General features: G+C 37.5%; 13 protein-coding genes. 7 read left to right on the forward strand and 6 right to left on the reverse strand.

Annotated elements, in window-relative coordinates:
• Positions 1-7: 7 nt before the first annotated feature.
• The 4 genes from porW to M0D58_RS11240 all read right to left on the reverse strand — a co-directional run bounded on the left by porW (position 8) and on the right by M0D58_RS11240 (position 4,527).
• On the reverse strand, positions 8-2,617 hold the full coding sequence (gene porW, locus M0D58_RS11225) for a type IX secretion system periplasmic lipoprotein PorW/SprE (RefSeq protein ID WP_248389274.1): 2,610 nt from the start codon (positions 2,615-2,617) through the stop codon (positions 8-10).
• 87 nt (positions 2,618-2,704) lie between these two features.
• The gene (locus tag M0D58_RS11230) at positions 2,705-3,259 is read right to left on the reverse strand and encodes a Maf family protein (RefSeq protein WP_248389276.1); all 555 of its coding nucleotides are present in this window, start codon (positions 3,257-3,259) and stop codon (positions 2,705-2,707) included.
• Positions 3,260-3,269: 10 nt separating this feature from the next.
• Entirely contained in the window at positions 3,270-3,788 is a 519-nt protein-coding gene (locus M0D58_RS11235; RefSeq protein WP_248389278.1) for a KdsC family phosphatase, read from the reverse strand.
• On the reverse strand, positions 3,778-4,527 hold the full coding sequence (locus tag M0D58_RS11240) for a Rossmann-like and DUF2520 domain-containing protein (protein ID WP_248389280.1): 750 nt from the start codon (positions 4,525-4,527) through the stop codon (positions 3,778-3,780). Before M0D58_RS11240 ends, M0D58_RS11235 begins: the two co-directional genes overlap by 11 nt.
• Positions 4,528-4,860: 333 nt before the next feature.
• Here M0D58_RS11240 and M0D58_RS11245 point away from each other — a divergent pair, with 333 nt between their 5' ends.
• From M0D58_RS11245 to lepA, 4 genes are all read left to right on the forward strand, one after another.
• Complete coding sequence (locus M0D58_RS11245; protein WP_248389282.1) at positions 4,861-5,412, forward strand: RNA polymerase sigma factor; 552 nt, start codon at positions 4,861-4,863, stop codon at positions 5,410-5,412.
• A gap of 18 nt (positions 5,413-5,430) precedes the next feature.
• On the forward strand, positions 5,431-6,057 hold the full coding sequence (locus M0D58_RS11250; RefSeq protein ID WP_248389284.1) for a hypothetical protein: 627 nt from the start codon (positions 5,431-5,433) through the stop codon (positions 6,055-6,057).
• A gap of 8 nt (positions 6,058-6,065) precedes the next feature.
• Complete coding sequence (locus M0D58_RS11255) at positions 6,066-6,563, forward strand: hypothetical protein (RefSeq protein WP_248389289.1); 498 nt, start codon at positions 6,066-6,068, stop codon at positions 6,561-6,563.
• Positions 6,564-7,028: 465 nt separating this feature from the next.
• On the forward strand, positions 7,029-8,825 hold the full coding sequence (gene lepA, locus M0D58_RS11260; protein WP_169231635.1) for a translation elongation factor 4: 1,797 nt from the start codon (positions 7,029-7,031) through the stop codon (positions 8,823-8,825).
• A gap of 41 nt (positions 8,826-8,866) precedes the next feature.
• On the opposite strand, the gene M0D58_RS11265 is transcribed toward lepA, so the two are convergent.
• The gene (locus tag M0D58_RS11265; RefSeq protein WP_248389291.1) at positions 8,867-9,076 is read right to left on the reverse strand and encodes a hypothetical protein; all 210 of its coding nucleotides are present in this window, start codon (positions 9,074-9,076) and stop codon (positions 8,867-8,869) included.
• 139 nt (positions 9,077-9,215) lie between these two features.
• The gene (locus M0D58_RS11270; protein ID WP_248389293.1) at positions 9,216-9,857 is read right to left on the reverse strand and encodes a DUF1579 domain-containing protein; all 642 of its coding nucleotides are present in this window, start codon (positions 9,855-9,857) and stop codon (positions 9,216-9,218) included.
• Positions 9,858-9,980: 123 nt separating this feature from the next.
• Between M0D58_RS11270 and M0D58_RS11275 the strand changes: the two genes are divergently transcribed.
• The 3 genes from M0D58_RS11275 to M0D58_RS11285 all read left to right on the forward strand — a co-directional run bounded on the left by M0D58_RS11275 (position 9,981) and on the right by M0D58_RS11285 (position 12,835).
• Positions 9,981-10,676 (forward strand): NUDIX hydrolase, encoded by a 696-nt coding sequence (locus M0D58_RS11275; RefSeq protein ID WP_248389295.1) that lies wholly within the window; start codon positions 9,981-9,983, stop codon positions 10,674-10,676.
• A 125-nt stretch (positions 10,677-10,801) separates the two neighbouring features.
• Positions 10,802-11,212, forward strand: a complete 411-nt coding sequence (locus M0D58_RS11280) for a BrxA/BrxB family bacilliredoxin (RefSeq protein WP_248389297.1) — start codon at positions 10,802-10,804, stop codon at positions 11,210-11,212.
• A gap of 105 nt (positions 11,213-11,317) precedes the next feature.
• A complete protein-coding gene (locus tag M0D58_RS11285) occupies positions 11,318-12,835 on the forward strand; it encodes a GH3 auxin-responsive promoter family protein (RefSeq protein ID WP_248389299.1) in 1,518 nt (505 codons plus the stop codon).
• The last annotated feature ends 21 nt before the right edge of the window (positions 12,836-12,856 follow it).

A 12,856-nucleotide genomic window follows, 5' to 3' on the forward strand; every position in this document is an offset into this window, starting at 1 on the left:
CTTTTTTTTATTGAGGTCTCGCAGGAACAGTATTTGTAGGCTGCAGCTGCTGATTGTTGTTCTGTATTTTAGACGATTTATTGCTGTTGTTGTTCATTGGCTGGCTCTGCTGGGAATTGTTCAGTAAATTATTTCCCGGCTGTTGGGGAACTCCTGTTGCATTATTCTGCTGACTGGGTTGCTGTGGATTGCCATTAGCCATATTCCCGGGATTCTGAGAGATCATATTTCCTTTATTATCCGTTGCCTGGAAACTGAGATCACTTTTAAGATACGTAAGCATTTCTTTGGCTTTCTCTCCCTCAGGCGTCTTACCGTAATTTAAAGCAATCTGCTCCAGTTGAAGAATCATAACCTCTTTCCCACTCGATTTTCCGGAATTAAAGGCATTCAGCAGATAAAGTTTTGGAACCAGTGCATCCTTTGGATATTCCTTGATGGTCTTGTCAATAAGATCTTTACTTTCAGCAAACTTTTCAGATTCATATAATGCATAGGCCTGTTTATACTGTCCTTCAACATCTGCTGAAGATTTCACAAAAGTACTGTTCTTCGGATTTCTCGCAAATTCAGCGTATGAAGTATAAGGATAATCTCTTAATAATATTTGTTTTGCTTTTTCGGCAGCCTGTGGATTTTTCTCATAATTCATTGCAAAAATTTCATACAAAGCCTGCAGCATTACTTTTTCCTCTGGTTTTACATCAACAAGATCATACAAGGTTTTTGTTGCTAAAGGGGTATTGGTGAAGTAATTCTGATACATGACACCCAAACCTAACGAAGCCGTATCCCTGTCCTTCTTCAGCTGGTCCAGCTTGGCTATATCGGTAGGAATCTGCTCGATATAAAAGGCAGGTTCAAAACGTCTCGGGTTCGGTGCAGCAGTTGTTCCCAATGCATCGTTTTTCATATCCTCAATGGTTGCCATTTTCTTTGAAAAACGCCAGTTGTCTATCAGTGCACGCTCTCCCCAGGTTTGTTTAAAGGTTTGCGTTCCCTTGGAAACCGTTCCTGTATTGCCGAAATAAAAGCCTTTTGAAGCGACTCCGAAATCCTCAAAAGAGTTTGAACTGTTTGCGAAAATCGACGTTGAATTATAATCTCCTGTATCAAAGCCTTTACTTCTCTCCGCACGTCTTCTTTCCAGTTCTTCTTTTTCTTCCTTTACCTTGATTTTTGCGATGTATTTGGTAAAAAAGTCTGTTTTCTGTTCCGGTGACATTTTAGCAAGGTTCAGAATACTGTCGTTTTTCTTGATCAGGTAATAGTTTTTGGAGATCTTTTTAATATAAACAGACTGGTCTGCAAGAAGAATTTTAGAAGGCTCATAAGTCATGACCGCTAAAGCTGAATCATAATATGCGCCAGCACCAATATAATCATTTTTGTCAAGGTACCCCTTCCCTATTTCGTAATACGCAAGACCACGGATCTGTCCGTCGGAAACCTTTTCTCTCAGTGATTTTCTGAAATATTCCTGGGCTTCTTCTTTTTTTCCGGCTTTGTTGGCCATTAATCCAAGTGCGTAATAAAATTCATTTTTTCTTGATCCGTACGTTCCTTTCTTACTGATGTCCTCCAAGTATTTTCTTGCCCCGCTGTAATCCCCGTTTCCATTAAAGGTTTTAGCGATCTCGATTTGGGATTTTACTTCAAATTCAAAATCATTGGCATATTTATAGGCAGCCATAAAGCTTTCTCTGGCTTTTTCGTTCTGGTTAAGACTTTCCAACACCTGTCCTCTCAGGTAAGCGATCCTACTCTTAAGTTTCCGGTTGCTGTTCAGTTCAAAGGCATCATCAAGCTCTTTTACTGCTTCCTGTTTTTTTCCGGCATCCAATAGTGATTCAGAATAATAGATACTTAATAATTTTTCGTATTCTCTACTGATTTTTTCACTTTTCAGCTTGGCGAAAGTTTCGTGGGCTTTATGGTAATTTTTAATCTGGTCGTAAGCGAGACCCTGGTAAATTCTTGCCAGAGGAATTCTCTTATCGTCCTTCATGTGGGTGAAAACATAATTTAAGGCATCAAGAGCATCCAGCGATTTCCCTCTGTAAATTCTTGCCTGTGCCAGAATCATGTATGCATCAAAAATCTGCTTATTTTGTTCTTCACCGTGTTTAATTACAGAATATTTGTTGATTGCCTTTAAGGCTTTGGCTTCTGCAATTTCGAGTGTCGTTGCGCCTTTTTGTTCGGGTTGGTTAGGGTCACCGGAACTATTTCCCATGGTACCTGCTGAATTATTTCCCGGCATTCCTGGTGGCATTCCCGGAGGACCCCCTCCTCTTTTGCCGTTATTTCCAGAAGGTCGGTTTACTTCAGCCATTTTCATGGAATTTTCTGCAAATGCAGAAGACTGTCCAAGGTCACTTCCCAAAGGCTGATCTTCATAGGTAAGAATAGGAATATAAGGCGCATAGAAATTGTCTTTATGGGCCTTATCTCTGGTTTCAAACTCATTATTTAAGGCGTCTTTAGCGTTAAATAACGTATTGTAGTATGTTGAAAATCCTTTCATGAACTTTGAACGCTGCTCCGGCTTCTTGGTTTTTGTAGCGCAGGAAGCAACAATACAAAGTGTTAAAAGGAATAAAATATTTTTTTTCATTATTTCAATATAACTCGCTAATCCGCTTTTTATTATAAAGCGGTTTGATAATTCTGTAAAAATAATAAAATTTTATGTGGGAACTTGCTATATTTCTTTCAAAATTTTGTAAACCAAATGGGTAGGAAGTCCCATGATGGTATAAAAACTGCCGTTTAACCTTTTTATTTTTGCCATCCCGAGCCATTCCTGGATTCCATAGCTTCCTGCTTTGTCGAAAGGCTGATACTGGCGGATATAATATTCTATTTCATTGTCCGTAAGATCATCAAATTCTACCTCCGCCACATCAGTTTTTGTAACGGTTTTTTCAGGGGTTTTAATGGTAATTCCGGTATAAACCTGATGGATCTTGCCGGAAAGGAGTTTTAGCATTTTCGTGGCATCTTCCTCATCTTGTGGTTTTCCCAGAAACTGATTGTCCATGGCAACCACAGTATCAGCGGTCAGGAGAACTTCTCCTTCTTCCAGAGAACGAAATGCATTGGCTTTAAGTTCAGAAAGATAAGCTGCAGAATTTTCAACCAGAATATCTTCCGGAACAATCTCTTCACAGTCAATTTTCACCACCTCAAAAGTAAAACCGAGATTGGACAGTAATTCTTTTCTTCTTGGAGATTGTGACGCCAGTAATAATTTCATTTAATATATTTTAGACAGATTGTGTATTATCATCATGCCATTTTCCCTGGGCTTTCATCACCTGTTCGATAACGTCGCGTACGGCGCCGCTTCCTCCTTTTACCGGTGAAATATAGCCTGCAATTCCTTTGATCTCAGGAACGGCATTTTCGGGGCATGCTGCAATAGCAGAATTTTTCATGATATGAAGATCCGGGATATCGTCTCCCATCGTCAGAATTTCTTCATTTTTAAGATGATGTTTCTTTTTAAAATCTTCAAAATCAGCCATCTTATTATGGGATTTAGCATAATAATCTTCAATGCCGAGATAGTTGATTCTGTGTTTTACCATTTCGTCATTCCCTCCAGTAATAACTCCGATTACATAGTTGTTTTTTAATGCTTTAACGACAGCGTAACCGTCCAAAACATTCATTACCCGGGACATATTTCCGCCGGGAAGCAGATATACGCTTCCGTCTGTGAAAACACCATCTACATCGAATACAAATGCTTTAATATTTTTTAATTTTTCTTTATAGCTCATACATTTTCTTGATAGAATGATTCATGGTTTTGTAGATCTCAAGGCTTTCTCCCTGCAACAGCTGCTGGTGGAGCTCAAGAATTCTTCTGTCATTTCTTACCGCCGGACCCGTTTGCGCAGATTTAGGATCGATTTCATGAATTTTCTGCACGGTTTCATCAATCAGCGGCAGAAAATAATCGAACGGAATTTCCTGCAAGTCTGAAATTTCTTTAGCTCTTGCAAAAAGGTGATTCACAAAATTACAGGCAAAGACAGCGGTCAGATGAATATATTTTCTTTTTTCATGGGTACTTTCCATAACATTTTCTGAAATCTTAGAAGCTATCGTGAAAAGTGTCTGGAGGTCATTTTCGTTTTCAGCCTCAACAAAAAATGGAATTTTTGAATAATCCAGTGCTTTGAATTTTGAAAAGGTCTGTAAAGGATAAAAACTTGCTTTACGGTAATCTCCTGCCAGAATTTCTTTAGGCAACGATCCTGAAGTATGCGCCACAAGACAGTCTTTCCGCACAATCATTTTCGAAACATCTTCTACAGACCGGTCACTTACGCAGATGATATAAAGATCTGCTTCCTGAAGGTGTTCCGTAGAGAAATGTATATTGAGCTCTCCGGAGATTTTACGCAGCTCTTCTTCATTCCTGCCGAAAATCTGGGCTAAAGGAATGTTGTTGAGGACAAAAGCTTTCGCCAGGTGATAGGCCACATTTCCGGAACCGATAATTACAATTTGCATCTAACAAAGATATGATTTAGATGGAAGATGGGAGAGAGAAGACAGAAGTTTTTTGATTGCTGTTTTAAAATTCTTTCAAGATATTTTCAACAGTGTAATATCAATTGGAATTAAAATGATTAAGTTTTAATTTATTCTGACCGTTTAGACTGAAACAATTTATTGATATACAATTTAACATAACATTAAAAAGGAAAATGCATCAGCACAAATACAATATTCATGAGATTCATGCACATAAATATTTATAAATAATGAGTATATTGGACTAAAAATTGAATACTTAATTTAACTTTCAGTTATTTTTGTAATCCAAAACAATGAAAGCATCTTATGAAGATTAAGGACGCGGAAATTATTTCGTTGATGCAACATCCACGAACTCAGGAAAAAGGAGTTCGCGCTTTGATGGATGCTTATCAAAGCAGATTGTATTGGCACATAAGAAGAATTATTGTGGACGGAGATCTTGCTCAGGACACTTTGCAGGAGACTTTTATTAAAGCTTATCAGAATTTTCATCAGTTTAAAAATGACAGCCAATTGTATACATGGTTGTACAGAATTGCAACCAATGAGGCGTTGCAGCAGATCAATAAACTGAAGAAAATGCAGAAAACTGATGAAGATCCGGAATATCACATGCAGAATCTTGTTGCAGATAATGCAGGCGAAGACGCTGAAGAAATACAGATTTTGTTACAGAAAGCCATACAAAGCCTGCCTGAAAAGCAGAAACTGGTATTTATGATGCGGTATTATGATGATTTGCCTTACGAAGAAATATCTAAAATCGTAGATATGTCCGTAGGAACTCTGAAAACAAATTATCATTATGCTAAACAAAAAATTGAAGAATATATTAAAGAAAATTACGAGAGATAATTTTTGAGACAACTGACAATGAAAGAGTTCGACATAGAAAAATTAGAACGTAAAAATATTTACACAGTACCTGAAAATTTATTTGAAAATATTCAGGGGAAAGTATTAAGCGGGCTGAATGATTTTGATCTGGAAAAGCTGGAACGTAAAAATATTTATACCGTTTCTGAAAATATGTATGATGATGTTCAGAATCATGTAATAAATAAAGTGATCTCCCGCAGACAGGCACCTGTTTTCAGACTTAACTGGGCCTATGCCGTTGCTGCATCTTTGGCATTGATTTTTGGAGCGACTTTTGTTTTCACTTCTGATAATGAAGCTACAAAAGCAAACGGAGATGAAAATGTCACTTATGCTGTTAATGAGCCCAAAACGGAAAGCGAAATCGCTTATGAGACCCTGCAATCTGATTTAACTTCTGTTGAAAACAATGATCAAAAAGTAGTAGCCCAGAATGATAATAAATCTATTGCAAAGAAAGAAACCGGGAAACAGCAAAAAACCGAAGCTCAGCCTGTAAAATCAGCTTCCAAGAAGCAGGAAACTCAGATGAACGAATATCTTGATTCATTCACAAGTTCTGAAATTTCGGAACTGGCAAGTAATTCAACGCAGGACGTTTATTTGGATTTGTATAATTAAAAAGAAAGATGAAAAAGATATTATTTACGCTTTTAATAATCTGTGGATTTGGTCTTAATGCCCAAAGAACGGATTATGACTGGAAAAAAATGGACCCCAAACAAAGGAAAGAGGTCATTAACAGTCTTTCTCCGGAAGAAAGAAAAGCACTTCTGACTAAATTCAGAAATAATATGGTGATGGATAATCTGGATATAGATCCCGGTGATAAAGATGAATTCACAGATATTTACAACGAATATCTCGAAAGCCAGAAACAGATCAAAAACCAGTTTAATTCTGATTTTAATCCTGATAATTTATCTGATGAAGAGGCTAAAGCCAAGCTTCAACAAAGTTTTGAAGTAGGGCAGAAGCTTTTGGATAACAGAAAAAAATACGCTGATAAAATGCAGCAGGTAATTCCTTGCCAAAAAGTCTTGAAGCTTTTTCAGACAGAGGGTATGATGAGGGAAAAGGTAAATGAAAGAAAACCTCGCGGAAATAACGCTACAAGACAAAGATAAAACCATAATAGTTTATTTTTTTAATGTTGGACGACTCTTGCAATTTATTGTGGGAGTCGTTTAATTTAAAGGTTATTCTTAGTTTTGCGGAAATTTATACCATGAAACATATACTTTTCTTTCTATTCTTCTGTACAATCTTATCTGCACAGAAAATTGAAATAATAGAGCTTTCCAAATCAATCAGTGATAAAAATAATTCTGTTAAAACATTTACAGTAATTGACCAAAGGCCAGACATGCATATAGGCAATGGCAGAAACTGAGAAAGCATTGGATCCTCTTACAGGACATTACCTCTTACCCGAAGACTTTGGTAAAGCCAAATAACATAAGAATGTTTATTTAATTCAGTCTTAAATAAGTTAAACAGGGTGTATTAGTTAAAGTAAATAATACACACTAAAAATTAGAGCAAGGAATTATCCTGCATTTTATTATCTTTGCAAATTACAAGATTCTTAAATGAAAAACATACGAAATTTTTGCATAATCGCTCATATTGATCATGGTAAAAGTACCTTGGCAGACCGTCTTTTGGAGTATACCAACACGGTGACCCAAAGAGAATTGCAGTCTCAGACCCTGGATGATATGGATTTGGAGAAAGAACGTGGGATCACCATCAAATCTCACGCAATCCAGATGGATTATGAATACAAAGGAGAAAAATATATTTTAAACCTTATTGATACACCGGGACACGTAGATTTCTCTTATGAAGTTTCCCGTTCCATTGCTGCCTGTGAAGGAGCGCTTTTGATTGTAGATGCAGCACAAAGTATTCAGGCACAAACTATTAGTAACTTATATTTAGCTTTGGAAAATGATTTAACCATCATCCCGATTCTGAATAAAATCGATCTTCCTTCGGCAAATCCGGAAGAGGTAACTGATGAAATCATGAATCTTATCGGCTGTGAATATGAAGATGTATTAAGAGTTTCAGGTAAAACAGGAGAAGGAGTTCATCATTTGCTTGAGCAAATTGTTGAAAGAATCCCGGCTCCGGTAGGAAATCCCGACGGCCCGCTTCAGGCGCTGATTTTTGACTCGGTTTACAACCCTTTCAGAGGGATTGAGGCTTATTTTAAAGTGGTGAACGGAAGCATTTCCAAAAATGAAAAGGTTAAATTTTTCGCAACAGGAAAAGAATACGGAGCGGATGAAGTGGGAACTTTGAAGCTGAAGCAGGTTCCGAAAAAAACTATCCAGTGTGGAGATGTAGGCTATTTGATTTCGGGGATAAAAGATGCCCGAGAAGTAAAAGTAGGAGATACCATCACTTCATTTGAAAATCCTGCAGATGGACCGATTGAAGGATTTGAGGAAGTAAAGCCAATGGTTTTCGCCGGAATTTATCCTATTGATTCCGAAGACTTTGAAGAGCTGAGATTCTCTCTTGAAAAATTAAGGCTGAATGATGCTTCATTAGTTTTTGAACCGGAAAGTTCAGCAGCATTAGGATTTGGTTTCCGATGCGGATTTTTAGGAATGCTTCACATGGAAATTGTTCAGGAAAGGCTTGACCGTGAGTTTAATATGAATGTGATTACAACGGTTCCCAACGTATCTTATTTTGGATATTCCAAAAGAGAACCGGAAGTTCCGATTTTGATCAACAACCCATCAGAAATGATGGATCCTACGATTATGGATAGGGTAGAAGAGCCTTTCATTAAAGCGTCCATCATTACAAAATCAGATTTTGTAGGTGCGGTAATGACTCTGTGTATCGAAAAAAGAGGTGAAATCGTTAACCAGAGCTACTTGACTTCAGAAAGAGTAGAGTTGGTTTTCAATATGCCTTTGGCAGAAGTGGTTTTCGACTTTTATGACCGCTTAAAATCAATTTCTAAGGGCTATGCTTCATTCGACTACCATCCGATCGGATTCAGGGCTTCCAAGCTTGTGAAAATGGACATCCTGATCAATGGAGACATGGTAGATGCTTTGTCTTCCCTGATTCACGATTCCAATGCCTATCACATTGGTAAAAAAATGTGTGAAAAGCTTCGTGAGCTGATCCCAAGACAGCAATTCGATATTGCCGTTCAGGCCGCACTGGGAACGAAAGTTATTGCAAGGGAAACCATTAAAGCGTTAAGAAAAGACGTTACCGCAAAATGTTACGGAGGAGATATTTCCAGAAAGAGAAAACTTTTGGAGAAGCAGAAAGAAGGGAAAAAGAAAATGAAACAGATTGGTAGAGTAGAAGTACCGCAATCAGCGTTCATGGCCGTTCTTAAACTGAATGATTAATATAAAAAAGACCGATACTCCAACTATCGGTCTTTTTATTTTCAGAGATTTCTCTGCTTTTCTATAAGATTCCCCTGAATCACCAAAGCTCCCAATCCCAGGATTATTTCAGCAATCCCTAAAATTCTCACAAGATTAGGACCGCAAACGAGACATTCCGGTTCGGGAAAAGGCTTTTTTCCTGCAACAATAATGAGAACGCCGCCAATAATAATGATGAGTACAATAAATACTCTTAATACTGATTTCATAATGGTGTAAATTAGTTTCTAATGCCTACTTTTTCAGGATTTCGGCGTTACCTTTTGTATATACCAAAATTGAATATAATATTCAGGAAATCAATACGTAAAATCACTATTTTGTTACCGGAAATCTACTGATGATTTATTATTTTTTTCGGGTGTAGTTTATTTCCATGGTCTTAAACTCTTTTCCTGTTTTAGCATCAGGACCATACATTTCCATTTTTTGGGTGTTATCGTCTACAAATGTGTAAATTTCCCTTACATTACAGTCTTTACCAGGTCTTGATGGATCCGTCATTTTTCCTTTAAATTCTATAGATTTTGTAGAGGCATTCCATATGCCTTCCATATTCATAATTCCGGTTCCCATATTGTCGATCCATGAGCTTACAAATTTTTTCTTAGAATTGTCATAGCCTACAATACTGATTCCTTCAAAAGGCATTCCCATCATATCACCTTTATGCGTGCTCATCTGGTAACGTCCGTCAAAAACCATTTTATTGGTTGCTTCAGATTTGCTCATCATAGGCTGGCTTCCGTTTTCCATCCACATTTTAGTTTCACCTACCCAGTTTCCGTCCGATTTGGCAAGCATTTTTTGCATTTCTCCCGGAGTTGCGTAATCCATCCAGGCTTTTGTAGCCGTTGCAGAATCTACAGGTTTCCATTCTTCATTTGCTGTAGAATCCGTTGCATCGGATGAAGTTTTTACATCCATTTTCACTTTATCGCATCCGATAAATACGGAAGCTGCAAAAGCAGCAAGTAATAATTTTTTCATAATTAATTCGTTTTAAGTTGTTTATAAATGTAATAAAAAAATAAGGATCAAATAAATTTTATTTTAATGTGATACTATTTCTCTAAATTGTAATTTTGTGTATTCACAACACAAATCAGCATAATGAATACTCCAAAAAAGTTACAGGATATAAAAGTAGCAGTAGATGCTGTTGTTTTCGGATACTTTGATAAAAAGGATCTTCAGATTCTCCTTATTAAAAGAAATATTGAACCTTTTAAAGGAAGTTGGGCGCTTCCCGGAGGACTGGTTCTTGATGATGAAAGCCTGGATGATGCCGTGAAAAGAGAATTGTATGAGGAAGCCGGTATAAAGCCGGATTTTCTGGAGCAACTCTATACTTTCGGAAACGTGGGACGCGATCCGAGAAACAGAGTGGTTTCCGTAACATATCTGGGGTTGGTAAATCCTTCTTATCACAACCTTTCTGCTGATTCCGATGCAGATGATGCCCAATGGTTCAGTGTCAATGAACTCCCCGAGCTCGCTTTTGATCATCAGATCATTATTGATACGGCATTAAAAAGACTTCGTACCAAAATCCAGTATCAGCCGATAGGATTTAATTTATTGAATGAAGAATTTCCATTTTCAGACCTTGAAAATTTATATAAAACTATTGTAGGGCAGGAAATTGACCGCCGGAATTTCCGGAAAAAAATTATGAGCTACGGACTTTTAAATGAAACCGAAAACGTTAAAAAGCAAGGCAGCGGCAGGCCCGGAAGACTTTTTACTTTTAATCAAAAAAAATACAAAGAACTGGAAGAACAGGGATTTTATTTTGAAATTAAATAATACTAATAGCTTAGAATGTAAAATTTTATTGAAACCATTTCATTTACTAAAGAGACTGATAGTTTTTATATATTGAACAAAACTAAAGAATTGCTTAAATTTGTACCTGAATTAAAAACAAAAATATGTATCCAACAGATTTAGTAATGCCTATGAAGGCTGAACTTACAGATAAAGGTTTCGAAGACCTGACCACTCCGTCACAAGTAGAAGAAGCATTAAAACAAAGCGGAACAACCCTTTTGGTAATCAATTCCGTTTGTGGATGTGCAGCAGGAGCGGCAAGACCCGGAGTTGTGTATTCTTTAACAGGAGATAAAAAACCGGATCATCTTACAACCGTTTTTGCCGGTTTCGATACAGAAGCAGTGGTGGAAGCAAGAAAACACCTTGCCCCTTTTCCGCCGAGTTCGCCTTGTGTAGCTCTTTTCAAGGATGGTGAGCTGGTTCACATGCTGGAAAGACACCATATTGAAGGAAACCCTGCAGGAGCAATTGCAGCCAACCTTCAGGCAGCCTACGATGAATACTGCTAATAAAAAATTATATTTAATAGAAACCGTTACTGATGAAGTAACGGTTTTTTATTTTAACATAATAAAATATTCCCTGAAAATACAAATATTGTTATATTTGTTGGAATGGCAACAAAAGCACTTTTCAATACTGTGGTCAATTGGTTTATTCGTCAGAGAATAGACCAGATTCAGAATTTTATAGATCATCCTATTGAAACACAAAAAGGGGTGTTATTTTCCCAACTGTTTCACGCAGAAGATACGGAGTATGGCAAAAAGTATGGCTTTAATTCTGTTTCCAGCTATCAGGATTTTAAAAACAAGGTCCCGATCGTAACTTATGAGGAGATTGAACCCTATATTGAAAAAGCAAGACAGGGACAGAAAGATGTTACCTGGCCCGGATATATTAAGCATTTTGCCAAATCCTCAGGAACTACAAATGCCAAAAGTAAATTTATTCCTATTTCCGCAGAAAGCCTGGAATATTGTCACATGAAGGCAGGAAAGGATATGGTGTCCATCTATGCCAACAATCATCCTGAAAATCAGCTTTTCAACTATAAAAATCTCCGGCTTGGAGGAAGCTCGGAACTGTATGCGGATTTTAATACCAAATTCGGCGACCTTTCAGCGATCCTTATTGATAATTTGCCATTCTGGGTAGAAATAACAACAACACCCAGCAAAAAGGTTTCGCTGATGGGAGAGTGGGAAAGCAAACTGAAAGCAATAATCTCTGAAGTTAAAAATGAAGATGTAGGCAGCATTCTGGGGGTTCCTAGTTGGATGATGGTGCTTCTTCAACGTGTTATAAATGAAGCAGGAATCAACAATATTTCTGAATTGTGGCCGAATCTTGAAGTTTTCTTTCATGGCGGGATCAGCTTTAAACCATACCGGGAGCAATACACACAGATTATCGGGAAAAATATCAATTATTACGAAATTTATAATGCTTCTGAAGGTTTTTTTGGAATTCAGGACCGGTCAAACAGTGATGAGATGCTGCTGATGCTGGATTACGGGATTTTCTATGAGTTTATTCCGATGGAGCAGTTTCACCTTTCCAATCCTAAAGTAGTGAGCCTGGAAGACGTTGAAATAGGTAAGAATTATGCGATGGTTATCACCACGAATGGTGGCCTTTGGAGATACCTTATCGGCGATACGGTGGTATTTACTTCCATCAGTCCGTTCAGGATAAAAATTACGGGAAGAACGAAGCATTACATCAATGCTTTTGGTGAAGAACTGATGATCACAAACGTAGAATCTGCCCTTACCAAAGCGTGTGAGGAGACCCATGCTTCCATTTCAGATTTTACAGGTGCTCCTGTGTTCATGAAAGAAAATGAAGGTGGTGCACACGAATGGATTTTTGAATTTTGCCGTGTGCCGGACGATCTGGAACGTTTTATTGATGTCTTTGATAATCATTTAAAAGCGATTAATTCTGATTATGAGGCGAAACGTTATAACAATATGACTCTTAAAAGACCTATCGTACACATCGCAAAACCTAATCTTTTCTATTGCTGGCTGGAATCAAAGGGTAAGCTGGGAGGGCAGAATAAAGTGCCGAGATTAAGCAATGACAGAGAATATATTGATCCTTTGCTTGAACTTAATAATAAATAAAATTAACATAAACCCGCAGTC

This window comes from Chryseobacterium nepalense (genome assembly GCF_023195755.1).
GTDB classification, from domain to species: Bacteria; Bacteroidota; Bacteroidia; order Flavobacteriales; family Weeksellaceae; genus Chryseobacterium; species Chryseobacterium nepalense.